Origin of the sequence: Burkholderia crassaminum (assembly GCF_964265005.1) — a bacterium.
GTDB lineage: Bacteria > Pseudomonadota > Gammaproteobacteria > Burkholderiales > Burkholderiaceae > Burkholderia.
Window position 1 is genome coordinate 2,447,889 of sequence record NZ_OZ183800.1, and the last position, 25,503, is coordinate 2,473,391.

Genomic DNA, 25,503 nt, shown 5'->3' on the forward strand with positions numbered 1-25,503 from the left:
CGGCATCGTCGCTCACAGTTGCGATTCAAGCGGAAACAGCCCGAGAAACCAGACTTCCATCCGCCGCCCGGCCGACACCTCCGGCTCGTGATCGAGCTCGGTGACCTCCCCGTTCGCATCGGTCTGTATCCACTTGAGCTGCCCTTGGCCGGCCGGATCGGTCCTCGGCTCGACGCGCCACGCGATTCGATCGAGCCGCGCTTCCAGATCGTTTGCCACCTGCGACGCAATCGCCGGACTCTCGCAATAAACGCCGATCTCCGTATTGAGGTTCAGCGAGCGTGGATCGAGATTCATCGACCCGATGAAAATGCTCTTGTGATCGAACACGTAGGTCTTCGCATGCAGCGACGCACGCGACGACCCGATGATGACCTGCTTTGAAATGCTCTTGTCGCCCGACGGCCGCCGTTCGTACAGCCGCACGCCGGCGGCCACGAGATCGCTCCGGTAGTGCCGGTAGCCCGCATGCACGGCCGCCACGTCGGTCGACGCGAGCGAATTGGTCAGCACCGTGACGCGCACGCCGCGCGCCGTGAGCGCGCGCAGCCGTTCGACGACATCCTTGCCCGGCACGAAATACGGCGACACGATCAGCAGGTCATGTTCGGGCTGCAACGCGAGCGCCCGCAACTTTGGCATCAGATGCCCGTCGCTGTCCTTCGGTGCGTGCGCGATCTTCGCCGGATCGTCGTACAGCACCGTCGCGCGCCCCCACGACAATTCCGTGCCCTGCCCGTGAACGATCCGGTCGAGCCGCTGCCTGGCCTCGAGCACGTACGGATTGTCCTCCATGGCCCTCAGGTAGTCGCGCAACCGTTCGCGCTCACGGTCCAGCCCGCCCGGCGCCGCATCGTGCCCGACCAGCGCACTGATCGGATACGCGTACGGGGAATTCCAGAACGTGTCGAATTCGGTCGAGATGTCCTTCACGACCGGGCCGTGAACGACGACATCGAGATCGCCGAACTCCAGCATCGACGATGCGCCGAAATACTCGTCGCCGATATTGCGGCCGCCGACGATCGCCGCCTGGTTGTCCGCGATCATCGCCTTGTTGTGCATGCGCCGGTTGACGCGCGCGAACTCGAACACCGTACCGATCTTCTTGAACCGGCGCGTCGCCACCGGATTGAACAGCCGGATCTCGATGTTCGGATGCGAACTGATCTCGAGCAGCTTGCGGTCGTCCGCGTTCGTGCCGAGGTCGTCGAGCAGCGCACGGACGCGCACGCCGCGATCGGCCGCGCGAATGATCGCGTCGGCCAGTTCGTGCCCGGTCAGGTCGTCGTGCCAGATGTAGTACTGAAGGTCGAGCGAGCGGTCCGCGCGATCGGCGAGCAACACGCGCGCATCCAGTGCATCAACGGGATCGGTCAGCAGATGAAACGCGTCCTGCCCGGGGTGCGTGATGGCCTGCTGCTGAAATGCGACGCCCAGCCGCGTGTTGTCCGTATCGGTGTACGCGTGCGTCGGCGCGCGGTCGGCCTGTGGCGGCAGGCTCGCGCATGCAACGAGCGCCAGCAACGAAAGAATCGCACCCCACGAACGCAGCATGGTCATGATGACCGCCCCCACTCCCGGCCGAAGTCTGTTTATTCTCGCCGCCGGATGGATCGCGGGGCTGCCTGGCTTTCCTTCGGCCATACCCAGTATTGCGTGTGGCACGGCCGCGCTACAGGATACTTCGATTGACAACGGAGCGGCACCCTCTCGGTACTTTCCTGATCGTGACGCGCGTCCACACAAAGAAAAACCCGCGACGCATGAAGCCATCGCGGGTTTTCGGCATGCTGCGCGAGCGCGCGCATGAAATCTGGTGGGCCCGGCGGGGTTCGAACCCGCGACCAATCGATTATGAGTCGACTGCTCTAACCGCTGAGCTACAAGCCCTGATGAGAATCGAAGCGTGTCACACGCTGCCCCGACAAAGAAGCCGGGCCGGCATTGTAACAACAAAGGAGACAAACGCCACCGGCATCACGCGGATGCCGGTGGCGTTCGCAGGAGAGACGCTGGAAATCAGTTCCCTTCGAGGAACGACTTCAGCTTGTCGGAACGGCTCGGGTGACGCAGCTTGCGCAGCGCCTTGGCCTCGATCTGACGGATCCGCTCGCGCGTGACGTCGAACTGCTTGCCGACTTCCTCGAGCGTGTGATCGGTGCTCATCTCGATACCGAAACGCATCCGCAGCACCTTCGCCTCGCGCGGCGTCAGCGAATCGAGCACGTCCTTCACGACGTCGCGCATGCTCGCATGCAGCGCGGCATCCGCCGGCGCGACCGTGTTGGTGTCCTCGATGAAGTCGCCGAGATGGGAATCGTCGTCGTCACCGATCGGCGTTTCCATCGAGATCGGCTCCTTCGCGATCTTCATGATCTTGCGGATCTTGTCTTCCGGCATCTCCATCTTCTCGGCGAGCGTTGCCGGATCCGGCTCGAGACCGGTTTCCTGCAGGATCTGCCGCGAGATGCGGTTCATCTTGTTGATCGTCTCGATCATGTGAACCGGAATACGGATCGTGCGCGCCTGGTCCGCGATCGAGCGCGTGATGGCCTGGCGGATCCACCACGTCGCATAGGTCGAGAACTTGTAGCCGCGACGGTATTCGAACTTGTCCACCGCCTTCATCAGGCCGATGTTGCCTTCCTGGATCAGGTCGAGGAACTGCAGGCCGCGGTTCGTGTACTTCTTCGCGATCGAGATCACGAGACGCAGGTTGGCCTCGGTCATTTCGCGCTTCGCCTGGCGCGCCTTCAGTTCACCGGCCGCCATCTGGCGGTTGGTTTCCTTCAGGTCCTTCAGCGGCAGCACGACGCGCGCCTGCAGGTCGAGCAGGCGCTGCTGCTGTTCGCGGATCGCCGGAACGTTACGCGACAGCACCGCGCCGTACGTATGGCCTTCGGCCATGATCTTCTCGGACCAGTCGAGATCGGTTTCACTGCCCGGGAAGCGCGCGATGAATTCCGAGCGCGGCATGCCGCACTTGTCGACGACGATGTGCAGGATCTGACGTTCGACCTGACGCACTTCGTCCACCTGCGCACGCAGCGTGTCGCACAGGCGTTCGACGGTACGCGCGGTGAAGCGGATCGTCATCAGTTCGGTCTGGATCGTTTCCTGCGCCTTCAGGTAGGCCTTCGACTTGTAGCCTTCCTTTTCGAACGCGCGGCGCATCTTGTCGAACCACTCGCTGATCTGCGAGAACTTGTCGAGCGAGGCACGCTTGAGGGCTTCGAGCTGGGCGGCGTTGGCCGATGCCTGTGCGGCACCGTCATCTTCCTCCTCTTCCTCTTCTTCCTCTTCCTCTTCGGCTTCCTCGTCCTCGTTCTCGATGGCTTCCGCTTCCTTCGCGGAGAAGCCGTCGGTATCGGCGGAGTCCGAAGCATTCGGATCGAGCAGGCCGTCGACGAGTTCGTCGACGCGGATCTCTTCGTTCGCGACGCGTTCGGCCATCGCGAGGATGTCGGCGATCGTCGTCGGGCACGCGGAGATGGCCATCACCATGTGGCGCAGGCCGTCCTCGATCCGCTTCGCGATCTCGATTTCGCCTTCGCGCGTGAGCAGTTCGACCGTGCCCATTTCGCGCATGTACATCCGGACCGGATCGGTCGTGCGGCCGAATTCCGAATCGACGGTGGACAGCGCGACTTCCGCTTCCTCTTCGACTTCATCGTCCGACGACGCGGCGGGCGCGTTGTCGTTCAGGAGCAGCGTTTCCGCGTCCGGCGCCTGCTCGTAGACCGCCACGCCCATGTCGTTGAACGTGCCGATGATGCCTTCGAGGGCTTCGGTCTCGGTGAAGTTGTCCGGCAGGTGGTCGTTGATTTCGGCGTACGTGAGGAAGCCGCGCTCCTTGCCGAGCTTGATCAGCGCGCGCAGCTTCACGCGGCGCTCTTCGAGCTCCTCGGCCGTGCCGGGCGTGCTCGTCGCGAACGCTTCCTTCAGCAGCGCCTTTTCCTTGGCGCGCCGATCGCGCACCTTGGATTTGCCCGGTGCAGCCGCGGCTGCGGGCTGCTCGTCGCTCTGATTTGCGTCGTCAACGACGGATACTTCGTTCAGCTTTTTGGTCATGGAGTTCGCCGTACCGGCTATATCGACTCGCGGCTGCTGGACGACAGCCGGTTGAACCGTGGGTGCATGAGTAGTACGTACTGCCGTTTCGTCCGCGGCGGCAGTCGTGTCCCTTGCGCTTTTCGCACTTGCCCGCTTCGCCGCCGGCTTGGCCGGCCCGGAGTCGGGTCTGGCGGCAGCCCGTGTTCTGGCTGCCGGCGCCGGCGCAGCCTGAGCAGTGCCGGCCGCGGTTTTCTTTCCTGCAGGGGCTGACGTGGCTGAAGACGTTGTCCTGGTGGAAGAAGCAGACTTGGCCGCTGTGACCTTCTTGGTCGGCTCCGTCGAGCCCTTGCCTGCTGCTTTCTTTCCGCCTGTCGTCTTTGCCATCGCGATTCTCGCCTCTGCTTAGAAAACAAACCGCTGGAAACCTTATATTATAGCACGCTGGGGAACCCTCTCTAAGCTCCCCGGCCGCCTACAGCCCGAGCCGACGCTTCATGTCGGTTCGCTGCTGGTTCAATTCCGTCAATTCGGCCAATTCCTCGGGTGTGAAGGTGGATTGCCGCGCCAGCCTGTCAAGCCGGTCGCAGCAGGCGTCGTAACGCATCTTGAGCACCGCCGCCTGCAGTTCCTCCCCCGCGATCCGCTCCTGTTCACGCTGCCGCTCGGGCACCGTCTCGTCTTCCGGATTCTGTAACAGCAAATCGCGGACGTTTTCATCATAGTCCAGAATTTCGCGGAAGATTTCCTCGTAAGTCGCCCCGTTCGAGGACGTCCGCAGGACATCCGACAGCAGCCGGAACTCCGCGCCGTCGCCCAGCGCGCGCGCATGATCGACGACTTCCGCGAACAACTCGCCGATGCGCGGCAACGCGCGCAGGGTCGCAAGCTGCTCATCGTCGAGCTGCGACGCGATGCGCGGATGCATCACCAGCGTGCGCAGCGCACGCTTTTCGCTGTCCGTCACACGGCGCCGCTCGCTGCGCGGGGGCGCCTGGCGCGGCGGAGCCGCGATCCGCGTATCGACGTCGGACAGCCCCGCGACCTCTTCGAACGGGATATCGAGGCGGTCGGCGAACATGTGCATGATCTGCGCACGCAACGCGTTCGCGGGCAGTGCCTGCAACATCGGCTTCGCATCGAACAACGCCTTCGCGCGGCCTTCCGGCTGATCGAGCGCCTTGCCGGCAATTGCTTCGTTCAGCAGAAATTGTGACAGCGGCATCGCGCGCTCGACCTGTTCGGAGAACGCATCCGCGCCAAATTCCCGCACGTAGCTGTCCGGATCGTGCTCGGTCGGCAGAAAAAGGAACCGGATCGTGCGGTTGTCGCCGGCATGCGGCAGGCATGCCTCGAGCGCGCGCCGGGCCGCCCGCCGCCCGGCCGAATCGCCGTCGAAACTGAAAATGACCGTATCGGTCTGGCGCAGCAGTTTCTGCACGTGAATCGGCGTGCACGCGGTGCCGAGCGTCGCGACCGCGTTCGGGAACCCGAGCTGCGCGAGTGCGACGACGTCCATGTAGCCTTCGACGACCAGCACGTACTTGCGCTCGCGAATCGCAAGCCGCGCCTCGAACAGCCCGTACAGCTCGCTACCCTTGTTGAACAGCGGCGTTTCGGGCGAGTTCAGGTACTTCGGTTCGCCGCTGCCGAGCACGCGACCACCGAAGCCGATCACCTGCCCCTTCACGTTTCGGATCGGGAACATGATCCGCTCGCGGAACCGGTCGTAGCGGCGTGCGACGCCCTGCGCATCGGTCTTCTCACTGACGATCACGAGCCCCGACTCGACGAGCGACTCGTCGCGATAGTCCGGGAACGCGGCTTCGAGGTTCTGCCAACCGTCCGGCGCATAGCCAAGCCCGAAGCGTGCGGCGATCTCGCCGGTCAGGCCCCGGTTCTTCAGGTACTGGATCGCGACGGTCGCGCCGCGCAACTGCTTGCGGTAGTAGTCGCACGCGGCGGTCATCGCATCGGACAGCGCGGTCGCAACCGATTTCGACACCGACGCCGGATAGTCGCCGCCACCGCCTCCACCGCCACGCATCGACGGCTCGTGCGGCACGGTCAGACCGACGGACTGCGCAAGCTCCTGCACGGCCTCCGGGAACGTGAGCCCCGCGTGTTCCATCAGAAAGCCGATCGCCGTGCCGTGCGCGCCGCAACCGAAGCAGTGATAGAACTGCTTGGTCGGACTGACCGTAAACGACGGGCTTTTCTCGTTATGGAACGGGCACAGCCCCATGAAGTTGGCGCCGCCCTTCTTGAGCTGCACGTACCGGCCCACCACGTCGACGATATCGACGCGGTTCAGCAAGTCCTGCAGGAACGAATGCGGAATCACCGTGGGATCGAGCGAAAAAAAGACAATACGACACCCCGGCGCACGCACTGCGCGCACCGGGGAAACGGGTGTTACTTCGAGAGCGCGGCCTTGACCAGCGCCGAAATGGCCGTCATGTCGGCACGGCCGGCGAGCTTGCCCTTCAGGACGCCCATCACCTTGCCCATGTCTTGCGGGCCGGCGGCACCCGTCTGCGCGACCGCAGCCTGGACTTCTGCGGCCACCTCGGCCTCCGACAGCTGCTCGGGCATGTAGCCGCCCAGCACGACCAGTTCGGCCTGCTCCTTCGCGACGAGGTCGTCACGGCCGGCTGCCTGGAACTGACTGATCGAATCCTTGCGCTGCTTGATCATCTTGTCGATCACGGCCGTGATGCCCGCGTCGTCGAGGGTGATCCGATCGTCGACTTCGCGCTGCTTGATTGCGGCCATCAGCAGGCGAATCGTTGCCAGGCGCTCGCTTTCCTTCGCGCGCATCGCGGCCTTCATGTCTTCGCTGATCTGCTCTTTCAAACTCATCTTTCACCCGGGAAGGAAACGTGAATCCGACGCCCACCCAAAGGGCGTCAACACAAAAACCCGCTTGGGACAATGTCTCAAGCGGGTTGCTCGAATCCGGCATCGGCGGCTCGCCTGATCGGTCGCACGATCACGCTCGATCTTCCGCGATCGCACGGAGTCGCCGGTGCGCCGCTCAGCGAACCGCGCGGCGCCCAATCGTTCAGTACAGCTTCTTCGGCAGCGTCTGGCTGCGAATCCGCTTGTAATGACGCTTCACTGCAGCGGCCTTCTTGCGCTTGCGCTCCGCGGTCGGCTTCTCGAAAAACTCGCGCGCGCGAAGTTCGGTCAGCAGACCATTCTTCTCGATCGTGCGCTTGAAGCGACGCATTGCAACTTCGAACGGCTCGTTCTCTTTAACGCGAATGATCGTCATGATCCGACACGAATAAAGGTTTGCAGGGAAAGACTACCGAGTATAGCAGAGCGATTGCCTAAAGGCACGGGGCCTGGTCCCGCCAAAACGGCGTCGGCCCGGCATGTCAGGCGCTGCGCGAATACTCGGCAGCGGCTTGCCCGGCCGCCGTTCCGGACGCCCATGCCCACTGGAAGTTGTAGCCGCCGAGCCAGCCCGTCACGTCCACCGCCTCGCCAACGAAAAACAGGCCCGGCACGCGCGCGCTCATCATCGTCGCCGACGACAGGTCGCGCGTATCGACCCCGCCCTTCGTCACTTCGGCCTTCTTGTAGCCCTCGGTGCCGTTCGGCGTCAGCGTCCAGCCGGACAGCGCGTCGCCGACCTGGCGCAGCGTCTTGTCGGGCAGGTCCGCGAGCCGCGCGTCGGCCGCGACGCGATGCGTGTCGAGCCACGCATGCGCGAGGCGCGACGGCACCCAGTCGGCGAGCAGCGAACCGATCTGGCGCTTCGACGTGCGCTTCGCGTCGAGCAGGTCGGCCACCGTATCGCGCTGCGGCAGCAGGTCGACGCGAATCGGGTCGCCAGGCTGCCAGTAGCTCGAGATCTGCAGGATCCCGGGCCCGGACAGGCCGCGATGGGTCAGCAGCAGATCCTCGACGAATTCGCCGCCGCGCTTCTTGTCGCCGGTCGATACGCGCACTTCGAGCGATACGCCGGACAACGCCGCGAACGGCTCCCAGTCCTGCTGGGCGAACGTCAACGGCACGAGCGCCGGCCGCGTGTCGATCAGCTTGTGGCCGAACTGCTTCGCGAGCCGGTAGCCGAAGTCGGTCGCGCCGATTTTCGGGATCGACAGGCCGCCGGTCGCGATGATCAGCGCACGCGCACCGATCGTCCCGGCCTGCTGCGTGTCGAGCGTGAAACCGTCGGCCGGCGCGTGGCGCACCGCGTCGACGACGACGGGCCTGCGCCATGCGACGCCGCCCGCGTCGCACTCGTGCTTCAGCACGTCGATGACCGCGTCGCTGCCGTGGTCGCAAAAAAGCTGACCCTTGTGCTTTTCGTGCCAGGTCACATGATGGCGCTTGAGGAGCCCGAGGAAGTCGCGCGGCGTATAGCGCGCCAGCGCCGAGCGCGCGAAATGCGGATTCGCCGACAGATAGTTGTCGGGGCCGGCGTACAGGTTCGTGAAGTTGCAGCGGCCGCCGCCCGAGATGCGGATCTTCTCGGCGAGCCGCGGCGCGTGGTCGATCAGCACGACGCGGCGGCCGAGCTGCCCGGCAACCGCGGCGCTCATCATCCCGGCGGCGCCCGCGCCGATCACGGCGATGTCAAAAGTTTCCATGGCGCGGATTGTACCTGCCCGGCATCGGGCCCGGGCCGCCGCCAGCGGCGGCGGGCCCTCGCCTGCTATACTTTCCGGTTACGTTGACCTACCTGCGGCGCGCTCGAAACAGCACGCCCTGCCCGCACCCATGCTCGTTCTCGGCATCGAAAGCTCCTGTGACGAAACCGGCCTCGCGCTCTACGACACGCAGCGCGGCCTGCTCGCGCACGCGCTCCACTCGCAGATCGCGATGCACCGCGAGTACGGCGGCGTCGTGCCCGAACTCGCATCGCGCGACCACATCCGACGCGCGCTGCCGCTGCTCGAGGAAGTGATGGCGCAAAGCGGCACGCGCCGCGACGACATCGACGCGATCGCGTTCACCCAGGGCCCCGGCCTCGCCGGCGCGCTGCTGGTCGGTGCGAGCATCGCGAATGCGCTCGCGCTCGCATGGAACAAGCCGACCGTCGGCATCCATCACCTCGAAGGCCACCTGCTGTCGCCGCTGCTCGTCGACCAGCCGCCGCCGTTCCCGTTCGTCGCACTGCTAGTGTCCGGCGGCCACACGCAACTGATGCGCGTGACCGACGTCGGCGTGTACGAGACGCTCGGCGAAACGCTCGACGACGCGGCCGGCGAAGCGTTCGACAAGACGGCCAAGCTGATCGGCCTCGGCTACCCGGGCGGCCCGGAAGTATCGAAACTCGCCGAAACCGGCACGCCGGGCGTGGTCGTGCTGCCGCGACCGATGCTGCATTCGGGCGATCTCGACTTCAGCTTCAGCGGCCTGAAGACGGCCGTGCTCACGCAGATGAAGAAGTTCGAGGCGGCGAAGCTGGAGGGCGCTGCGCTCGACCGCGCGAAGGCCGACCTCGCGCGCGGCTTCGTCGACGCGGCCGTCGACGTGCTCGTCGCAAAGTCGCTCGCCGCGCTGAAGAAGACGAAGCTCAAGCGCCTCGTGGTCGCGGGCGGCGTGGGCGCGAACCGCCAGTTGCGCGAAGCGCTGTCGGCCGCCGCGGCCAAGCGCGGCTTCGACGTGCACTACCCCGATCTCGCGCTCTGCACCGACAACGGCGCGATGATCGCGCTCGCAGGCGCGCTGCGGCTCGGCCGCTGGCCCGAGCAGGCGAATGCCGACTACGCATTCACGGTGAAGCCGCGCTGGGATCTCGCGTCGCTCGCACGCTGAACCGCGCAACCCACGAAAAAAGGCCGCTCAGTGAGCGGCCTTTCTCATTCGCGCGACAAAACGACGCAGCGTTATGCGGCCTGCCGCTTGTCGTGTTCGATCAGTGCATACGCGCTGTGATTGTGGATCGACTCGAAGTTCTCGGCTTCGAGCACGTACGCCACCACGCGCTCGTCCGCGTCGAGGCGCTGCGCGACGTCGCGCACGAGATCCTCGACGAACTTCGGGTTCTCGTACGCACGCTCGGTGACGAACTTCTCGTCCGGACGCTTCAACAAGCCCCACAGCTCGCACGACGCCTCTTCCTCCGCGATGCGGATCAGCGCCTCGACCGGCAGGTCAGCCGCGAGTTCGGCATCGATCGTCACGTGCGAGCGCTGGTTGTGCGCGCCGTACTGCGAGATCTTCTTCGAGCACGGGCACAGGCTCGTCACCGGCACGAGCACCTTCAGGAACAGGCGCGTGTCGCCGTTGCGGCTTTCGCCCGCGAGCGTCACTTCATAGTCGAGCAGGCTCTGCACGCCCGATACCGGTGCCGTCTTGTTCACGAAGTACGGGAACGTGACCTCGATGCGGCCCGCCTCGGCTTCCAGCTTCTCGAGCATCGACGCGAGCATCGCGCGGAAACGCTCGACCGTCAGCGGCGCGCGGTTCTCTTCGAGCAGCGCGACGAAGCGCGACATGTGCGTGCCCTTCTGGTCGGCCGGCAGGCGGACGTCGAGGTTCCAGACACCGACGGTCGGCTGCACGTCGCCGCTTTCGGTACACACCATCAACGGATACCGGACCGCCTTCACGCCCACGCGCTGAATCGGAATCTGGCGGGTATCCACCGTGCTCTGCACGTCGGGCATCACGAAGGCGGGATTCATCTGGTTCATCTTGTTCAATCCTTGTAAACCGCGCGTTCGACGACGCGCACGCCGCGTCATGCGGCAGCCGGAAAAGCAACATGGGCCCGCAGGCCCATGTTTTCCGCATCAATGAAGACCGGTTGCGCCAGTCGCACCGGCACCGCCCGCGGGCGGTGCCAGCTTATGCGACGCGCTTCGCCTGACCGGCGACATCGGCCGCCGGATTCAGAAAGCGTTCGCGAATCGATTTCGCGATACCCGCGCCGTCGAGGCCGCATTGCGACAGCAGCTTCGCGGGGTCGCCGTGATCGATGAACAGGTCAGGGAGGCCCAATTGTAGTACGGGTCGGATAACCCCACTCTCCATCAGGGCTTCCACGCAGGCCGAGCCCGCGCCGCCCATCACGCAGCCTTCCTCGACCGTGACGAGGTAGTCGTGCGTCTCGGCGAGTTCGCGCACGAGCGCCGCGTCGACCGGCTTCACGAAGCGCATGTTCGCGACGGTCGCATCGAGTTCTTCTGCCGCGGCGAGCGACGGTGCGACCATCGTGCCGAACGCGAGGATCGCGACGCGCTTGCCTTCCGGCTGCGACGTCTGGCGACGCACTTCACCCTTGCCGAGCGGGATCTCGGTGAATTCCTTCACCGTCGCCACGCCCGTGCCCGCGCCGCGCGGATAGCGCACCGCGGTCGGGTTCGGCTGCTGCAGCGCCGTGTGCAGCATCTGGCGGCACTCGTTCTCGTCGGACGCAGCCATGATCGTCATGTTCGGGATGCAGCGCATGAACGCGAGATCGTACGCGCCCGCGTGCGTCGCGCCGTCCGCGCCGACGAGGCCCGCGCGGTCGATCGCGAACACGACCGGCAGGTTCTGCAGCGCGACGTCGTGGATCAGCTGATCGTAAGCACGTTGCAGGAACGTCGAGTAGATCGCGACGACCGGCTTGAGGCCTTCGGTTGCCATGCCACCTGCGAACGTCACCGCGTGCTGCTCGGCGATGCCGACGTCGTAGTAGCGATCCTTGAAGCGCTTCTCGAACTCGACCATGCCCGAGCCTTCTCGCATCGCAGGCGTGATGCCGACGACGCGCGAGTCGCGCTCGGCTTCATCGCACAGCCACTCGCCGAACACCTGCGTGTACGTCTTCTTCGCGGGTGCGGTCGACGGCTTGATGCCTTCGGCCGGATTGAACTTGCCGGGGCCGTGATAGAGCACGGGATCGGCTTCGGCGAGCTTGTAGCCCTGGCCTTTCTTCGTCACCACGTGCAGGAATTGCGGGCCGCGCAGTTCGCGGATGTTCTGCAGCGTCGGGATCAGCGAATCGAGATCGTGACCGTCGATCGGGCCGATGTAGTTGAACCCGAACTCTTCGAACAGCGTGGCCGGCACGACCATGCCCTTCGCGTGTTCCTCGAGCTTGCGCGCGAGTTCGAGCACCGGCGGCGCCACGCTCAGCACGCGCTCGACGCCCGCGCGCGCGGCCGCGTAGAAGCGGCCCGACATCAGGCGTGCGAGATGGCGATTCAGCGCGCCGACCGGCGGCGAGATCGACATGTCGTTGTCGTTCAGGATCACGAGCACCTTCGCGTCTTCCGACACGCCCGCGTTGTTCATCGCCTCGAACGCCATGCCGGCCGTCATCGCACCGTCGCCGATCACGGCGATCGAGAAGCGGTCGTCACCGTTCAGCTGGCTGCCGATCGCCATGCCGAGCGCGGCAGAGATCGACGTGCTCGAGTGCGCGGTGCCGAACGTGTCGTATTCCGACTCCGAACGGCGCGGGAAACCCGAGATGCCGTCCTGCTGACGCAGCGAATGCATCTGGTCGCGACGGCCCGTCAGGATCTTGTGCGGGTAGGTCTGGTGGCCCACGTCCCAGACGATGCGATCGTTCGGCGTGTTGAACACGTAGTGCAACGCGATCGTCAGCTCGACCGTCCCGAGGTTGGACGACAAATGGCCGCCCGTCTTCGACACGCTGTCGAGCACGAACGCGCGCAGTTCATCCGCGAGCGGTTGGAGTTGGCGACGATCGAGGCGGCGCAAATCCGCCGGGTCGTCGATGGTTTTCAGCAAGTCGTACATCGTCGTTCCATTGTAGGAAATCAAACGCGCCCGCATTCTGTTGCACGCACCGTAGCATGTGCGCGGCGGCGGGCTTTCGCGTCAGCTGACCCGGTTCACTACCAGGTCGGCAAGTTCGGCGAGACGCTGAGCGCGTGCGCCGAACGGTTTCAGCGCGTCGTGGGCTTCGGCGCGCAGTTGTGCTGCGAGCTCGCGCGACGCCTCGAGGCCGAGGATCGATACATAGGTCGGCTTGTCGTTCGCCGCATCCTTGCCGGCCGTCTTGCCGAGCGTCGCCGAATCGGTCGTGACGTCGAGAATGTCGTCGACGACCTGGAAGGCCAGACCCACCGCCCCCGCGTACACGTCGAGTGCAGCCATCGTTTCCGCCGACGGCGTCTCGCCGGCCAGCGCGCCCATCCGCACGGCCGCGCGCAGCAGTGCGCCCGTCTTCATCCGGTGCATCGTCTCGAGCTGCTCGCGCGTCAGCTTGAGGCCGACGCTCGCCAGGTCGATGGCCTGCCCGCCGGCCATGCCGATCGAGCCGCTCGCCAGCGCCAGTTCGCGCACGAGCGCGGCCTGCTGCACCGGCGACAGCGCAGCGGCATCGGTCAGCGCCACGAACGCCTGCGATTGCAGCGCGTCGCCGACCAGCAGTGCCGTCGGCTCATCGTACTGCACGTGCACGGTCGGCTTGCCGCGACGCAGCGCGTCGTCGTCCATGCACGGCATGTCGTCGTGCACGAGCGAGTAGACGTGGATCATCTCCAGTGCTGCTGCCGCCGCATTGCGCGCCGCTTCCGTCGCGCCGGTCAGTTCGCCTGCTGCATGGCACAGCAGCGGGCGAACGCGTTTGCCGCCGCCGAGGACCGCATAGCGCATCGCCTCGTGGAGTTTCACCGGCACCGCGGTTTCAGCGGGCAGATAGTGGCCGAGTGCGTCCTCGACGCGGTCAAGCACGGACCGCATCCATTGTTCGAATGTCATAGATCGTCGTCTTCGCCGTCCGTGGCGGCCGTTCCGGACAAAAGCGGCTTCAGCGTCGCGCCGTCGAGCACGCGAACCTGCTGTTCCACTTTCTCAAGCTGCTGTTGGCAAAACGCAACGAGGGTCGCACCGCGGCGGTATGCCGTCAGTGAATCCTCGAGGCTCAACGCGCCGCCTTCCATCCGGGCAACCAGCGTCTCGAGTTCCGCGAGCGCCAACTCGTAATTGTCCGGCAACGGTTCGGTGCCATTACCGGGCGGCGTGGCGCCAGGGGATGCGGTTTTCGCCATGGACGAGGGTGTCAAATTTCAAAACAAGTCGGACATTCTACGGCAAAAGAGAATTCTCCGATCTGCCGACTTGGACGCCCGAGCGCATATTCGGGCCCCATCTCTGACCCGCAGTATGCACCTCCCGATTGTCGCTCGACAAAAAATTGACACAAATCAGGCACTTAATCCTAGCCTTGCGAGGCGAACCGGGTATAATTCCCCGTTTCCCTAAATCGATTTTTCGATGGTTGGGTTGTTCACTGCTTTCACGCTAACACCGGGAGTGGGAATGTCCAATCTGAGCGATGCGCTTCAGTTGAAGTCGGCTCACAGCCAGCTTCCAGTCACTGCATATTTCGATGAGGCGCTACTCGAGCGCGAGATCGAAACCCTCTTCAAGAAAGGACCTCGTTACGTCGGGCACGAGTTGATGGTGCCCGAGGCGGGGGATTATTTTGCGCTGCCGTCCGAGAAGGAAGGCCGCGTGCTGGTTCGCAACCAGGCGAACCAGATCGAACTGCTGTCGAACGTCTGCCGTCACAGGCAGGCGATCATGCTCAACGGGCGCGGCCACACGCAGAACATCGTGTGCCCGCTGCACCGCTGGACGTACGATCTGGAAGGCGAACTGCTCGGCGCGCCGCACTTCCCCGACAAGCCGTGCCTGAACCTCGGCAAGAGCCCGCTGCAGAACTGGCAGGGGCTGCTGTTCGAGGCCGAAGGCCGCAATGTCGCGCGCGACCTCGCCCATCTCGGCACGAAGCATCACTTCGACTTCTCGGAGTACCACTTCGATCACGTCGAAGTGCACGAGTGCGATTACAACTGGAAGACGTTCATCGAGGTCTACCTCGAGGATTACCACGTCGTCCCGTTCCACCCGGGCCTCGGCAGCTTCGTGTCGTGCGACGACCTCAAGTGGGAGTTCGGCGACTGGTACAGCGTGCAGACGGTCGGCGTGCACAACGCCCTCGCGAAACCGGGCAGCGCGACTTACCAGAAATGGCACGAGCAGGTGCTCAAGTTCCGCAACGGCGTGCCGCCGGAGTTCGGCGCGATCTGGATGGTCTACTACCCGGGCCTGATGATCGAGTGGTATCCGCACGTGCTCGTCGTGTCGTGGCTGATCCCGCGCGGCCCGCAGAAGACGACCAACATCGTCGAGTTCTATTACCCCGAGGAAATCGCGCTGTTCGAACGCGAATTCGTCGAGGCGGAACGCGCCGCCTATATGGAAACGGCCGTCGAGGACGACGAGATCGCCATGCGGATGGACGCAGGCCGCCGTGCGCTGATGGCACGCGGCGAGTCGCAGGTCGGCCCGTACCAGAGCCCGATGGAAGACGGCATGCAGCACTTCCACGAGTTCCTGCGCCGCCACCTCGGCGACATCTGACAGCCGGTGCGGCGCTTTGACGCTGCACGGCATCCGGCAGACGAAAAGACGGGCTTCGGCCCGTCTTTTTTTGTTTAGACTTGGAATGTCAGGCCATTCGCACTTCAGGGAGCCGTCATGCCACACACCCACTACACCACGCTCATTTCCGCCGCCAATCTCGCCGAGCGCCTGGCGGCGGCGCCCGGCAGCGTCGCGCTGTTCGACTGCCGCTTCGATCTCGTCGATCCCGCCGCCGGAGAAGCCGCGTATGCGGCCGGCCATATTCCCGGCGCACAGTACCTCCATCTCGATCGCGACCTGTCGGGCCGCAAGACGGGCACCAACGGCCGCCATCCACTGCCGACCCGCGACGCACTCGCCACGCTGCTCGCGAGCCGCGGCCTCAAGCAGGGCCAGCAGGTCGTCGCGTACGACGCGCAAGGCGGTGCCTATGCGGCGCGCCTGTGGTGGCTGCTGCGCTGGCTCGGCCACGATTCGGTCGCCGTGCTCGACGGCGGCCTGCAGGCCTGGGAAGCAGCCGGCCAGCCGGTGGCAACCGACGTGCCGAAACCGGCCGCCGGCGATTTCCGCGCGGCTGCGCCGCTCGAATCGACGGTCGACGCGGCAGCCGTGCTCGCCAACGTGAGCACACCCACGCGCGTCGTGATCGATGCGCGCGCACCCGACCGCTACCGCGGTGAAAACGAAACGATCGATCGTGTGGGCGGCCACATCCCCGGTGCACGCAACCGCTTCTTCAAGGACAACCTCGCCGCAGACGGCCGCTTCAAGACCGGCCACGAACTGCGCGAAGCGTTTTCCGCGGTGCTGGCGGGCACCGAACCGAATCGCGTGATCCTGCAATGCGGCTCCGGCGTCACCGCATGCCACAACGCGCTTGCACTGGAGATTGCGGGCCTGCACGGCGCATCGCTGTACCCGGGCTCGTGGAGCGAATGGAGCGCCGATCCGTCGCGGCCGATCGCAACCGGCCCGACACCGTAAGCTCGACCTCAACGAAGCGGCGGCATGTGCCGCCGCTTGCCGTTTACATCACGCCGTACTTGCGGAGCCACGCGATCGCGCGCTTCCAGCTCTCCTCCGCATCGGCCTTCACATAGCTCGGCCGGTAATCGGCAAAGAACGCGTGACCGGCATCCGGATACACGACGATCTCCGATTCGCGCGCGAGCTTCGAATCGCTCGCCTGGATCGCCTTGCGCATGTCGGCGAGCGACGCCTGCGTGATGTTCGCATCCTTCTCGCCGTAGAGCCCGAGCACGGGCACCTTCAGCAACGATGCATGATCGACCGGGTTGAACGGCGTCATCTCGTCGGTCTTGCCTTCGACGAACCCGTACCATGCAACGGCCGCACGCACGTGCGGGTTGTGCTCGGCATACAGCCAGCTCTGACGGCCGCCCCAGCAGAACCCGACCACGCCGAGACGCGACAGATCGCCGCCGTTCTTGCCGGCCCACGCGACGGTCGCATCGAGATCCTCGGTAACCTGCCGGTCCGGCACCTTGCTGACGATGTGCTCGGACAGATCCTTGATCGTCGGATACTTCGCCGCATTGCCCTGCCGTGCAAACAGGTCGGGCGCGATGGCGAGATAACCGAGCTTCGCGAAGCGGCGACAGACATCGGCGATGTGCGCGTGCACGCCGAAGATCTCGTGAATCACGATGACGACCGGCAGGTTCGTCTTGTCCTTCGGCTGCGCGCGATACGCAGGCACGCTCGAGTCTCCCGAGCGGATCTCGACGGTGTCGACGTCCAGCCCTTCGCTGTCGGTCGTGACCGTTTGCGCCGACACGGGCAGCACCGCCGCCGCGAAGGCACCGCCCAGCGCGGCCTGCATGAACTTGCGGCGCGAGAACGGAACGTGGGGAACCAGGCTGTCGACTTCGGGTTTCAACATGAATGCACTCCTCGATTGGGCGCCGCCGTCACGATCGCGGATACGGCATGACGGGGCATCGCGCCGGCGCGCGGCGCGGATGTCACGGCGGTTGGCACCCCGCCGCAAACGGAAACCCGGACAAGATGCCCAATAATCCGTTGTCACGTCAACTGTCAGATATGTAAGACTCAATTACGACGCGTTGCTGCGACACGTCGATCGTCGCGCAAAAAACCGCAGGCGGCCCGTCGAATCGCGATGCAACAAGCCGCATGCCGATCGCCGTCGCGCGATCGGATGCTTGCGAATTGAAACGAAAACCCGCGGTCGATGTTGCCCGTCACACACGGGCACGGCAGCCCGGCTGCCCGCAAAAAGCAACGGGCAGAGACGACGCACGACGTGCGCACTCCCCGCCCGCTTCCCGCGTGAGCGCGCGCTCAGTGCAACTTGACGCGCGGCAGCGTCGTGCGCCGCAGCCAGTGCGCGACGGTATCGAGCATCATGCGCGGATAGCCGTGCAGTGCGGCGATGTGCATCCGGTACAGCGACATGTACATGAAGCGCGCGAACAGCCCTTCGATCAGCATGTTGCCGCCGATCAGCCCGCCCATCAGGTTACCGACCGCGCTGAAATGGCCGAGCGATACGAGCGAGCCCAGGTCGCGATATGTGAATTCGGGCAGCGGGCGCCCGTCGAGCCGACAGCCGATTGCCTTCAGCAGGAAGTTCGCCTGCTGGTGCGCGGCCTGCGCGCGCGGCGGCACGTTGCGCTTGTTGCCGGGCCATGCGCATGCCGCACAATCGCCGAGCGCGAACACGTTATCGTCGGTAAAGGTCTGCAGCGTGCGGCGCACGTCAAGCTGGCCGAGCTTGTTGACCTGGAGACCATCGAGATTGGCAAGCACGGACGGCGCCTTGATGCCTGCGGCCCAGACCGTCAGGTCGGCACGCACCGACTTGCCGCTCGCCGTATGGACGGCCCCGGGCGCCACCTCGGTCACGCGCTCGGCGAGCATCAGCCGCACGCCGATCTTTTCGAGCAGTTCGGCCGTCGCCGACGACACGCGCTCCGGCAACGCCGGGAGGATCCGCGGCCCCGATTCGATCAGCACGATGCCGACGTCGTGCCGCGGGTCGAGCTTGTGCAGCCCGTAGGCCGACAACACCTGCGCGGTGTTGCGCAACTCGGCGGACAACTCGACGCCCGTCGCGCCGCCGCCGACGATCACCACCTGGATGCGCGGCTCGGCCGCTTCGCCCGGCGCAGCCGGCGCCGGCACCTGGTGCTCGGCGCGCATGCACGCGGCAATCAGCCGCTTGCGGAAGCGCTCGGCCTCCCCGACCGTATCGAGCGCGATCGCATTTTCCGATGCGCCCTGCACGCCGAAGAAGTGGGTTGTACTGCCGATCGCGATCACGAGCGTGTCGTATTCCAGCTCGCGCGCCGGCAGAAGTTCCTCGCCGTCGCTGTCGTTGACCGGCGAGAGCGTGATGCGCTTCGCCGCGCGGTCGAGCCCGGTCAGCCCGCCCTGCTGGAACTCGAAGCCATGCCAGCGGGCCTGCGCCGCATATTCGAGCTCCTGCGTGAACGGGTCCATGCTGCCGGCCGCAACCTCGTGCAGCAGCGGTTTCCAGATGTGGGTCGGATTGCGGTCGACGAGCGTGACAAGCGCACGCGCGGAGCGATTGCCGCGCGCGCCGTAACGGTCGCCGAGCCGCGTCGCCAGTTCAAGGCCGCCCGCGCCCCCGCCTACGATGATGATCCGATGCATCTGTTCCCCCTTTGCGATTCGAAACTGCTGCCGCCTGACAGTGCGAACGCGATGCATTCGCGCCATCCGGTGGATTAACCGGTTCGGACATCATCATTGTGCAGTTCGAAGCACTTCGATGCGCCCACCCCGGAACGCGGGGCGCGCTGCCCCCGTGTCAATGACATGCATTGTCCGGGAGCTTGCGCGTTGACCACAAGCAAACCATCTCGATATTCAGCATCCCTGCAACAATATGCCGCAGGAATCGGGAACCGCGCGTCGGTGCGTCAGTGTGCCTCTTCCCAGTTCGCGCCGGCACCGACTTCGGCGACGAGCGGCACCTTCAGCTTCGCCACGCCGCACATCATTTCCGGCAGTTTCTCGCGCACCAGCGACAGCTCGCCGTCGGGTACCTCGAGCACCAGTTCATCGTGCACCTGCATGATCATCCGCGATGCAAGCTTGTCGCGCGTGAGCCAATTGTCCACCGCGATCATCGACAGCTTGATCAGGTCGGCCGCCGTGCCCTGCATCGGCGCATTGATCGCCGCGCGCTCGGCCGCCTGGCGGCGCGGGCCGTTGCCGCCGTTGATCTCCGGCAGCCACAGGCGGCGACCGAAAACGGTTTCGACGTAGCCCTTCTCCTTCGCCACCGAGCGCGTGTCTTCCATGTACTGCGCGACGCCCGGGTAGCGCGCGAAATAACGGTCGATATAAAGCTTCGCGGCGTCACGCGTGATGCCGAGGTTCGACGCGAGGCCGAATGCACTCATCCCGTAGATGAGCCCGAAGTTGATCACCTTCGCGATCCGGCGCTGGTCGGAATTGACCTCCAGCGGCGTCACGCCGAACACCTCGGCGGCCGTCGCGCGGTGGATGTCCTCGCCCTGCGAGAATGCGCGCAGCAGCGACGCGTCGCCCGAGATGTGCGCCATGATCCGCAGTTCGATCTGCGAATAGTCGGCCGACACGATCCGGTGACCCGGCGGCGCGATGAACGCCTCGCGGATGCGCCGGCCTTCGGCCGTGCGCACCGGAATGTTCTGAAGATTCGGATCGTTCGACGCAAGACGGCCCGTGACCGCGACGGCCTGCGCGTAGTTCGTGTGCACACGGCCCGTTGACGGGTTCACCATGCGCGGCAGCTTGTCGGTATAGGTCGACTTCAGCTTCGACAGCCCGCGATGCTCGAGCAGCAGCTTCGGCAGCGGGTAGTCCTCTGCCAGCTTCTGCAGCACCTCTTCGTCGGTCGACGGCGCGCCGCTCGGCGTCTTTTTCACGACCGGCAACTGCAGCTTCTCGAAGAAGATCTGCCCGATCTGCTTCGGCGAGCCGAGATTGAATTCGCCGCCTGCCAGTTCGTACGCCTGCGCCTCGAGCTCGATCAGGCGCGTCGCGATTTCGGTGCTCTGCGCCTGCAGGCGCGCATCGTCGATCAGCACGCCCGTGCGTTCCATCTTGCGCAGCACGAGCGACACGGGCATCTCGATCTCGCGATACACGCGCTCGAGGCCCGGTTCGCGCGCGACCTGCGGATACAGCGCGTGATGAAGCTGCAGCGTGATGTCCGCATCTTCGGCCGCGTAAGCGGCGGCCTCCGCAAGCGCCACTTCGTCGAAGCCGATCTGCTTCGCGCCCTTGCCCGCGACGTCTTCGTACTTGATCGTCTTGACACCCAGATGACGCAGCGCGAGGCTGTCCATGTCATGCGTGCGGTGCGATTCGACCACATACGATTCGAGCAGCGTGTCGTGCTCGATGCCGTTCAGCGCGATGTCGTAGTTCGCGAGCACCTGCGCGTCGTACTTCATATGCTGGCCGACCTTCTTGCGATCGGCCGATTCGAGCCACGGCTTCAGGCGCGCGAGCACTTCGTCGATCGGCAGCTGCTCGGGCATGTCGGGGCCGCGGTGTGCAACCGGCAGGTACGCTGCCTTGCCCGGCTCGACCGAAAACGACAGGCCGACGAGCCGCGCGAGCATCGGATCGAGCGCGGTCGTCTCGGTGTCGAACGCGGTCAGCGCGGCCGCGTCGATCTTCGCGAACCACGCGTCGAATTGCTCCCAGGTCTGGATCGTGTCGTATTCGCGGACGATGTCGGCTGCCACCACCGGCGCCGGCTCGCCTTCCGGCGCATCGGCGCCGCCGCCTTCGGCCGGTGCGCTGTCGACTTCGCGCAGCCAGGTCTTGAAGCCGTAGCGCGCGAAGATGTCGCGCATCAGGTCGCGCGCTTCGCCGTCGGTCTTCAACGACGCTTCGATCGATTCGAGATGCGGTGCGAGATCGCACGCCGTCTCGACGGTCACGAGCGTGCGGCCGAGCGGCAGGAAGTCGAGCGCGCGGCGCAGGTTGTCGCCGACCACGCCCTTGATGTCGCCCGCATGCTCGATCACGCCGTCGAGGCTGTCGTATTGCGCCAGCCATTTCACGGCCGTCTTCGGCCCGCACTTCTCGACGCCCGGCACGTTGTCGACGGTGTCGCCGATCAGTGCGAGGTAGTCGATGATCCGCTCGGGCGGCACGCCGAACTTCGCGATCACGCCGTCGCGGTCGAGGGTCTCGTTGGTCATCGTGTTGACGAGCGTGACGTGGTCGGTCACGAGCTGCGCGAGATCCTTGTCGCCCGTCGACACGATCACGTTCATCCCGTGCCGCTCGGCTTCGCGCGCAAGCGTACCGATCACGTCGTCGGCCTCGACGCCTTCGACCATCAGCAGCGGCCAGCCGAGTGCGCGCACGGCGCCGTGGATCGGTTCGACCTGCAATGCAAGATCGGGCGGCATCGACGGACGGTTTGCCTTATAGTCGGCATAAAGGTCGTCCCGGAACGTCTTGCCCTTTGCATCGAACACGCAAGCGCTATACTCTGCACTGACTTCCTTGCGCATACGGCGCAGCATGTTGATGATTCCGTAGAGCGCTCCGGTCGGCTCCCCGCCAGGGCCACGCAAATCAGGCATCGCATGGTAAGCCCGATACAGATAGCTCGAACCGTCAACCAATAGCAGGGTCTTACCTTCCAGATTTCGTTCTTCAGGCATTATGAACAAGAGAAAAGTGATTCCGAGTCTGCGTTCGCTCGCAGATCAAGAACGCGCGACGGCCAAGAAGGCGCGCGCATCGTGGCAGATGTTCACGATTATGGCAGAGTTTATCGAGGCGACCGAGTACCTGTCGGAGATCCGCCCGGCTGTCAGCATCTACGGTTCTGCCCGCCTCAAGCCCGACACGCCGCACTACAAGCTCGCCGTGCAGATCGCGCGCAAGCTGTCCGATGCCGGCTTCGCCGTGATCTCCGGCGGCGGCCCCGGCATCATGGAAGCCGCGAACAAGGGCGCGCACGCCGGCAAGGCGCCGTCGGTCGGCCTGAACATCGAGTTGCCGCACGAGCAAGCCGGTAACCACTATCAGGACATCTCGCTGCGCTTCCGCCACTTCTTCACGCGCAAGGTCACGTTCGTGAAGAATTCGGATGCGGTGATCGTGATGCCGGGCGGCTTCGGCACGCTCGACGAGCTGTCGGAAGTGCTCACGCTGATCCAGACGAAGAAATCGCGCCTCGTGCCGATCATCCTCGTCGGCAGCGAGTTCTGGAAAGGGCTGCTGCAGTGGTTCCGCGACCAGCTGATCCCGATGGGCCTCATCAACGCGGAAGACATGGACCTGATGCAGGTGATCGACGATCCCGATCAGGTGCTCGATGCCGTGCTCGCGTTCTACGAGGACAGCGGCGAGGAAGAAGGTTCGGACGATGACGGCCATCCGCCGCGCCCCGAAGAAGACCGGATGTTCTATCTGTAACCCATCCGTGACGACCGCCGGCCCGACGGCCGGCGTACCGCTTTCCACGCGGCAGGCATGGCGATCCCGCCACCTGCCGCGTGTCACTTTGTAACGCGCTGTTAATCCCGCCTGATGGCAGCGCACCGCTGAATGTCAAATTCGTGCGGCCCGCACTACGCAATGCAGCGAGGCCACCCACACGCGCGGCCCGCCATTGTCAAATGGGCGGCCTGATGCCCGTATCCGGGTGCGGCGCGCCGCCAACCTGCTGTAATAAACGAGCCTCGCCTTTTCCGTGCCGTGCCAGCACACTTCGTTCCGTCGGCGTGGCGTTTCCCCCGGTGGAACGATCCCCCCTCGCTTCCACCGCGTCGCGCCGGCCACCTCACAACGACATCACGGAAAAGAACATGAAGCGCTCTCTGATCGCCCTCGCCTTCACGGGGCTCGGCCTCTCGCTGTCGGGCCTCGCTCACGCCGTCAACGTCGACGTCAACATCGGCACGCCCGCGCCGGTCGTCGTCGCCCCTGCGCCCGTCATGGTCGCCCCGGCGCCCGCGGTCATCGTCGGCTGGCATGGCGATCGCTACTGGGACGGCCGCCGCTACTGGGAACGCCGCGAGTGGGAAGATCACCAGCGCCATCGCGGCCCCGACCGCGATCACGGCCCGGATCGCGGCGGCTACCACTGCCCGCCGGGACACGCGAAGAAGGGTGAGTGCTGAGCGACAGCGCACTCGACTGACCGGCAAGGCCGCCCGTGCGCTTCGGCGTCAGGCGGCCTTGTCGCTTTCGGCGGCGCGTTGCGCGCCGTCACGGCCCGCCGCCGGCGACGCGAGCGGCGAGCCCGACTATCACGCATACGACGAGCGCCTGCGCGATCCCGCGTACCGATGGTAGGATCGGCCCTGTCCATGGCCATTCCCGCCACCCATGCCACTCATCCGGATCTGGGCTGTCGACCGCGCCCTTGCGTCTGGCATCGCCGCGCCGACCGACATCTTCACGGCAGCCAATCACCTCGCCCCGTCGATACGCGCCGGCCGGCCGCAGGCCCCGTTCCGCTGGCGCATCGAATCGATCGACGGCAAACCGGTGCGCACCGCCTCCGGCCAGATCGCCCCGGTCGACGGCGCGATCGACGGCCACAGCGCCGCCGATGCGATCTGGCTGACCGCACCGTTCGTCGCCGATCTCGAGCGGCTGCTCGCGCGGCCCGCGTCGCTCGCGCCGCTGTTCGACGCGCTGCGCCGGCATCACGCACGCGGCACGCTGATCGCCACCTACTGCACGGGCGCGTTCCTGCTCGCGGAAGCCGGGCTGCTCGACGGCCGCGTCGCCACGACGCACTGGTCGAAAGCGTCGAACTTCCGCGTACGTTATCCGGACGTGGCCTTGCGCGCGTCGGACGTCCTCACCGAACAGGACGACATATTGTGTGGCGGCGCGGTCACGTCGTATCAGAATCTCGCGCTCCGGGTCGTCGACAAACTGGCGAACGCGCGCGTTGCCGCGGCTGTCGCCAGGCTCATGCTGATCGACGTGAACCGCGTGTCGCAGGATTCGTTCATCGATCTCGGGCGGATGGGTCATGACGAGCACGACGATCCGGCCATCGCCCGCGCGCAGCGCTGGATGGAAAAGCACCTGCGCGAACCGTTCAGCCTCGCCCGGCTAAGCGATCACGTCGCGATGAGCGAACGCACGCTCCATCGCCGCTTCAGGGACGCGGTAGGCGCGCCGCCGCTCCGGTATCTGCAGTCGCTCAGGATCGAAGTCGCGAAGCGGCTGCTCGCGGAAACGAAGCTCGCTATCGATACCGTCTGCGAGCGCGTCGGCTACGCGGACATCAGCGGCTTCCGGCAACTGTTCAAGCGCGAGACGGGTATCTCCCCCGGCGAGTATCGCCGTCGCTTCACGCAATAAGCGCATACGACAGGCATTGGGTACGGTGTCGGAAATGGCATCGTCGAATGGCAGTTTCGCCACTCCGCACATCGGCACAGGATTCATACACTCGGTTCACGTCGCCCCGCCTCGGAGCGACGCCATCTCCACCGAACCAGGACACCATCATGCCGATGATCGACGTCTACATTCCCGAAGGTGCGCTCGCACCGCAGGCCGAAGCACAACTGATGGAAGAACTGACCGGAACGCTGATCCGTCACGAGGGACTCGATCCCGACAACCCGCGCGTGCGAGACGTGACGTGGATCTTCGTCCATCGGCCGGCAGCCGTGTATCGCGCGGGGGCTGTCGCACCTGCGCCGATCTACCGGATCGTGCCGACCGTGCCGGAAGGTCAGTACACGGACGCCGCGCGCGCCGCGCTGATCGCGGATGTGACCGCTGCCGTCGCTCGCGCCGAAGGCGTGCCGGCCGACGCCGTCGCGACGCGCGTGTGGGTCTTTCCAACGGAAATCGACGACGGCCGCTGGGGCAGCCGCGGCGTCGTGCGCCGCCTGCCGGACATCATGGAATATTTCGGCGGCGCGACGCTGCGAGCGCTCGGGGAACAGCGGCTGGCGATCAAGCGACGGGCGGATGCAATCGGCATGATCGAGGCCATGCTCGACGCGATGCGCGCCACGCATCGCAGTGCGTCACACGACCTCGCCACCACGCCCGCACACTGATTCTGGCGCACCGCTTCCCGCGTTGGGCGTCCGG

20 protein-coding genes and 1 tRNA gene are annotated in these 25,503 nt (G+C 65.4%); 7 read left to right on the forward strand and 14 right to left on the reverse strand.

The features are described 5' to 3' along the window. Window positions 1-12 precede the first annotated feature (12 nt). From ACPTTF_RS27930 to ACPTTF_RS27960, 7 genes are all read right to left on the reverse strand, one after another. Entirely contained in the window at window positions 13-1,563 is a 1,551-nt protein-coding gene (locus tag ACPTTF_RS27930; protein WP_423369059.1) for a phospholipase D family protein, read from the reverse strand. A 254-nt stretch (window positions 1,564-1,817) separates the two neighbouring features. Further along, window positions 1,818-1,893, reverse strand: a tRNA-Ile gene (locus ACPTTF_RS27935). 129 nt (window positions 1,894-2,022) lie between these two features. Then, window positions 2,023-4,440 carry an RNA polymerase sigma factor RpoD gene (rpoD, locus tag ACPTTF_RS27940; protein WP_166953958.1) on the reverse strand — a complete coding sequence of 806 codons (2,418 nt, stop codon included), beginning with the start codon at window positions 4,438-4,440 and terminating at the stop codon, window positions 2,023-2,025. A gap of 88 nt (window positions 4,441-4,528) precedes the next feature. Further along, the gene (dnaG, locus tag ACPTTF_RS27945; RefSeq protein ID WP_423369060.1) at window positions 4,529-6,397 is read right to left on the reverse strand and encodes a DNA primase; all 1,869 of its coding nucleotides are present in this window, start codon (window positions 6,395-6,397) and stop codon (window positions 4,529-4,531) included. Window positions 6,398-6,468: 71 nt separating this feature from the next. Next, entirely contained in the window at window positions 6,469-6,915 is a 447-nt protein-coding gene (locus tag ACPTTF_RS27950; RefSeq protein ID WP_166953960.1) for a GatB/YqeY domain-containing protein, read from the reverse strand. A 202-nt stretch (window positions 6,916-7,117) separates the two neighbouring features. Then, window positions 7,118-7,330, reverse strand: a complete 213-nt coding sequence (gene rpsU, locus ACPTTF_RS27955; RefSeq protein ID WP_006751743.1) for a 30S ribosomal protein S21 — start codon at window positions 7,328-7,330, stop codon at window positions 7,118-7,120. Window positions 7,331-7,436: 106 nt separating this feature from the next. Next, complete coding sequence (locus ACPTTF_RS27960; protein WP_423369061.1) at window positions 7,437-8,657, reverse strand: NAD(P)/FAD-dependent oxidoreductase; 1,221 nt, start codon at window positions 8,655-8,657, stop codon at window positions 7,437-7,439. 130 nt (window positions 8,658-8,787) lie between these two features. Between ACPTTF_RS27960 and tsaD the strand changes: the two genes are divergently transcribed. After that, a complete protein-coding gene (gene tsaD / locus ACPTTF_RS27965) occupies window positions 8,788-9,828 on the forward strand; it encodes a tRNA (adenosine(37)-N6)-threonylcarbamoyltransferase complex transferase subunit TsaD (RefSeq protein WP_423369062.1) in 1,041 nt (346 codons plus the stop codon). Between the two features lie 71 nt (window positions 9,829-9,899). On the opposite strand, the gene folE2 is transcribed toward tsaD, so the two are convergent. The 4 genes from folE2 to ACPTTF_RS27985 form a co-directional block, all read right to left on the reverse strand. Beyond that, window positions 9,900-10,709: a GTP cyclohydrolase FolE2 gene (gene folE2 / locus ACPTTF_RS27970; RefSeq protein WP_423369063.1), complete on the reverse strand. Its 810-nt coding sequence runs from the start codon at window positions 10,707-10,709 to the stop codon at window positions 9,900-9,902. Window positions 10,710-10,863: 154 nt separating this feature from the next. After that, window positions 10,864-12,768: a 1-deoxy-D-xylulose-5-phosphate synthase gene (dxs, locus tag ACPTTF_RS27975; RefSeq protein WP_166953963.1), complete on the reverse strand. Its 1,905-nt coding sequence runs from the start codon at window positions 12,766-12,768 to the stop codon at window positions 10,864-10,866. A gap of 81 nt (window positions 12,769-12,849) precedes the next feature. After that, entirely contained in the window at window positions 12,850-13,734 is an 885-nt protein-coding gene (locus tag ACPTTF_RS27980) for a polyprenyl synthetase family protein (protein ID WP_042975833.1), read from the reverse strand. Continuing rightward, entirely contained in the window at window positions 13,731-14,024 is a 294-nt protein-coding gene (locus ACPTTF_RS27985; RefSeq protein ID WP_423369064.1) for an exodeoxyribonuclease VII small subunit, read from the reverse strand. The genes ACPTTF_RS27980 and ACPTTF_RS27985 overlap by 4 nt, the downstream gene beginning before the upstream one ends. 271 nt (window positions 14,025-14,295) lie before the next feature. On the opposite strand from ACPTTF_RS27985, the gene ACPTTF_RS27990 reads away from it, so the two are divergent. Continuing rightward, complete coding sequence (locus ACPTTF_RS27990; RefSeq protein WP_166953965.1) at window positions 14,296-15,402, forward strand: aromatic ring-hydroxylating oxygenase subunit alpha; 1,107 nt, start codon at window positions 14,296-14,298, stop codon at window positions 15,400-15,402. 117 nt (window positions 15,403-15,519) lie between these two features. Continuing rightward, window positions 15,520-16,389, forward strand: a complete 870-nt coding sequence (locus ACPTTF_RS27995) for a sulfurtransferase (RefSeq protein ID WP_423369065.1) — start codon at window positions 15,520-15,522, stop codon at window positions 16,387-16,389. Between the two features lie 43 nt (window positions 16,390-16,432). On the opposite strand, the gene ACPTTF_RS28000 is transcribed toward ACPTTF_RS27995, so the two are convergent. The 3 genes from ACPTTF_RS28000 to polA form a co-directional block, all read right to left on the reverse strand. Beyond that, window positions 16,433-17,308 (reverse strand): dienelactone hydrolase family protein, encoded by an 876-nt coding sequence (locus ACPTTF_RS28000; protein ID WP_423369066.1) that lies wholly within the window; start codon window positions 17,306-17,308, stop codon window positions 16,433-16,435. Window positions 17,309-17,730: 422 nt separating this feature from the next. Continuing rightward, complete coding sequence (locus ACPTTF_RS28005) at window positions 17,731-19,065, reverse strand: NAD(P)/FAD-dependent oxidoreductase (RefSeq protein ID WP_423369067.1); 1,335 nt, start codon at window positions 19,063-19,065, stop codon at window positions 17,731-17,733. A 269-nt stretch (window positions 19,066-19,334) separates the two neighbouring features. Then, window positions 19,335-22,088, reverse strand: coding sequence for a DNA polymerase I (gene polA / locus ACPTTF_RS28010; RefSeq protein ID WP_423369068.1), 2,754 nt, complete (start codon window positions 22,086-22,088; stop codon window positions 19,335-19,337). Between the two features lies 1 nt (window position 22,089). On the opposite strand from polA, the gene ACPTTF_RS28015 reads away from it, so the two are divergent. The 4 genes from ACPTTF_RS28015 (at window position 22,090) to ACPTTF_RS28030 (ending at window position 25,469) form a co-directional block, all read left to right on the forward strand. Further along, complete coding sequence (locus tag ACPTTF_RS28015; RefSeq protein WP_166953975.1) at window positions 22,090-22,848, forward strand: TIGR00730 family Rossman fold protein; 759 nt, start codon at window positions 22,090-22,092, stop codon at window positions 22,846-22,848. Window positions 22,849-23,240: 392 nt separating this feature from the next. Continuing rightward, window positions 23,241-23,555 (forward strand): hypothetical protein, encoded by a 315-nt coding sequence (locus tag ACPTTF_RS28020; RefSeq protein WP_423369069.1) that lies wholly within the window; start codon window positions 23,241-23,243, stop codon window positions 23,553-23,555. Window positions 23,556-23,763: 208 nt separating this feature from the next. Further along, window positions 23,764-24,756, forward strand: coding sequence for a GlxA family transcriptional regulator (locus ACPTTF_RS28025; RefSeq protein WP_423369070.1), 993 nt, complete (start codon window positions 23,764-23,766; stop codon window positions 24,754-24,756). Window positions 24,757-24,905: 149 nt separating this feature from the next. After that, window positions 24,906-25,469: a tautomerase family protein gene (locus ACPTTF_RS28030; protein WP_423369071.1), complete on the forward strand. Its 564-nt coding sequence runs from the start codon at window positions 24,906-24,908 to the stop codon at window positions 25,467-25,469. Window positions 25,470-25,503 lie beyond the last annotated feature (34 nt).

Coding starts and splice junctions, on each gene's coding strand:
- ACPTTF_RS27930 (WP_423369059.1), bottom strand. CDS start 1,563: ATGACCATGCTGCGTTCGTGGGGTGCGATTCTTTCGTTGCTGGCGCTC.
- rpoD (WP_166953958.1), bottom strand. CDS start 4,440: ATGGCAAAGACGACAGGCGGAAAGAAAGCAGCAGGCAAGGGCTCGACG.
- ACPTTF_RS27950 (WP_166953960.1), bottom strand. CDS start 6,915: ATGAGTTTGAAAGAGCAGATCAGCGAAGACATGAAGGCCGCGATGCGC.
- rpsU (WP_006751743.1), bottom strand. CDS start 7,330: ATGACGATCATTCGCGTTAAAGAGAACGAGCCGTTCGAAGTTGCAATG.
- ACPTTF_RS27960 (WP_423369061.1), bottom strand. CDS start 8,657: ATGGAAACTTTTGACATCGCCGTGATCGGCGCGGGCGCCGCCGGGATG.
- tsaD (WP_423369062.1), top strand. CDS start 8,788: ATGCTCGTTCTCGGCATCGAAAGCTCCTGTGACGAAACCGGCCTCGCG.
- folE2 (WP_423369063.1), bottom strand. CDS start 10,709: ATGAACCAGATGAATCCCGCCTTCGTGATGCCCGACGTGCAGAGCACG.
- dxs (WP_166953963.1), bottom strand. CDS start 12,768: ATGTACGACTTGCTGAAAACCATCGACGACCCGGCGGATTTGCGCCGC.
- ACPTTF_RS27980 (WP_042975833.1), bottom strand. CDS start 13,734: ATGACATTCGAACAATGGATGCGGTCCGTGCTTGACCGCGTCGAGGAC.
- ACPTTF_RS27985 (WP_423369064.1), bottom strand. CDS start 14,024: ATGGCGAAAACCGCATCCCCTGGCGCCACGCCGCCCGGTAATGGCACC.
- ACPTTF_RS27990 (WP_166953965.1), top strand. CDS start 14,296: ATGTCCAATCTGAGCGATGCGCTTCAGTTGAAGTCGGCTCACAGCCAG.
- ACPTTF_RS27995 (WP_423369065.1), top strand. CDS start 15,520: ATGCCACACACCCACTACACCACGCTCATTTCCGCCGCCAATCTCGCC.
- ACPTTF_RS28000 (WP_423369066.1), bottom strand. CDS start 17,308: ATGTTGAAACCCGAAGTCGACAGCCTGGTTCCCCACGTTCCGTTCTCG.
- ACPTTF_RS28005 (WP_423369067.1), bottom strand. CDS start 19,065: ATGCATCGGATCATCATCGTAGGCGGGGGCGCGGGCGGCCTTGAACTG.
- polA (WP_423369068.1), bottom strand. CDS start 22,088: ATGCCTGAAGAACGAAATCTGGAAGGTAAGACCCTGCTATTGGTTGAC.
- ACPTTF_RS28015 (WP_166953975.1), top strand. CDS start 22,090: ATGAACAAGAGAAAAGTGATTCCGAGTCTGCGTTCGCTCGCAGATCAA.
- ACPTTF_RS28020 (WP_423369069.1), top strand. CDS start 23,241: ATGAAGCGCTCTCTGATCGCCCTCGCCTTCACGGGGCTCGGCCTCTCG.
- ACPTTF_RS28025 (WP_423369070.1), top strand. CDS start 23,764: ATGCCACTCATCCGGATCTGGGCTGTCGACCGCGCCCTTGCGTCTGGC.
- ACPTTF_RS28030 (WP_423369071.1), top strand. CDS start 24,906: ATGCCGATGATCGACGTCTACATTCCCGAAGGTGCGCTCGCACCGCAG.